The 1,574-nt window shown below is 72.1% G+C and carries 1 protein-coding gene and 1 pseudogene; both read left to right on the top strand.

Translation table 11 applies throughout. From position 1 onward, the window contains the following. On the top strand, positions 1-1,286 hold a 1,286-nt coding region (locus tag HV824_RS35675; protein ID WP_255208621.1), incomplete at its 5' end, for a glycosyltransferase family 87 protein. 83 nt (positions 1,287-1,369) lie between these two features. Next, positions 1,370-1,574: pseudogene (locus HV824_RS35670) on the top strand (energy transducer TonB); the annotation flags it as partial.

Raw genomic sequence — 1,574 nt, 5'->3', positions numbered from 1 at the left:
CCTCCCTGCCGATGACCGCCGTCGCCCCGGGGCCCTCCGGCTCCGAATCCCCCCCACCGGCCGAGGGTGAGGGGACAGCTCCTGGAGTGGGTGCGCCCTGGGCGCGCTGGGTCTGGTGGCTCGTGCTGGCCGTGCTGGCCGTGGCCGCCATCGCCGTGGGCCAGCATCCCCGCCGAGGCGTGGACTTCCGCGTCTACCTCATGGCGGCGGAGCGCTTCTGGGAGGCCTCGGACATCTACCGCCTGTCCGACGGCACCATGCCGTTCAAGTACGCGCCCGTCACCGCGCCCCTCTTCCTTCCCTTCACGCTGCTCCCCGCGCGCGCCGCCGTGGCCCTGTGGAACCTGGGCTCCATCGCCGCGCTCGCCGCCGTGGCCCGCCTCACCATGCGCGCCACGCCTTCGTCGGGGGAAGCCACGCCCTGGGCCTGGGCGCCCGCCCTGACGACGCTGGCCCTGCTGCCGTCCTTCACCTTCGAGCTGTTCTACGGCCAGGTGGACGCCGTCATCCTGCTGCTCATCCTCCTGTCCACGCTCGGCGCCGAACGCGGGCAGGTGTGGCGCCCCGGAATCGCCTTCGCCGTCGCCTTCCTGCTCAAGCCGCCCGCCGCCCTCGTCGGCCTCTTCTTCCTGTGGCGCCGTCACTGGCGCGTCATCGGCGCCACCGCGGTGGTGGGACTGCTGCTCACCCTGCCCACGCTCGCCCGCTACGGCTGGGACGGCGCGCTGGCGCAGTTCCAGCTCTGGAGCGACACGCTGGCGCGCACCACGCCGCCCTGGGCGCTCCAGGCCAACACCCAGGGCCTGCCCACCGTGCTGCTGGCGCTGGTGTACCCGCCCGACACCGTGGTGCCCCCCGGTGACATGTCGCTGGCGCAGGCCGTGGCCATGGTCCTCTTCGTCGCCGCCGTCGTGTGGGCAAGACCCGGGCCAGCGGACCTCATCGCCGTGTGTTGCCTGGGCGTCACCCTGCTGTCACCGCTGGCGTGGCGCGCGAACTACGTGCTGGCCTGGCCGTTGATCCGCGCCGCGGTGGAGAGCCGCCACCGGCCCAACCTGGTGCTGGTGGCGCTCATCGCCCTCACGGGGCTCCTGGTCTCTGACTCGGGGCTGGGCGCGGAGTGGAGCCGCCACGTCCTCCTGTGGCGCCCCTTCGCGCTCGTCTACACGGCGCTGCTGATCGCCCTGCTGTCGCAGATGCGCCGCGTGGGCGCACCGCGCGCGGTGGTGGACGCAGACGCCGTGTCACGCCTGCCACGTTGCTTTGGTGGCGGGCTCGCGCCGTGACGCTCCCGTCAAGTTGATGGAAGCAAAGTGTCACGGGCCCCGGACAGGCCCGACACATGGCGTCGCTATATGCGCGTCCAGTCATGTTCGAGACCTTCGACAGCGGCCCGGACGTCCAATCAGCGCGGCGGTTCGCGCTCTCCACTACGGCGTCCGTCGCCGTGTTCGCGCTGATGGGCATCGCCGCCATCACCGCGGCCGGCAAGGTGACGGAAGTCATCAAAGAGAAGAAGGGCACGGACGTGGTGTTCCGTCCGCCCCCTCCTCCGCCCCCACCCGTGGTCGAGG

Source organism: Myxococcus sp. AM009 (genome assembly GCF_013372605.1).
Lineage (GTDB): Bacteria > Myxococcota > Myxococcia > Myxococcales > Myxococcaceae > Myxococcus > Myxococcus vastator.
This window is presented reverse-complemented; position numbering and strand designations above follow the sequence as displayed.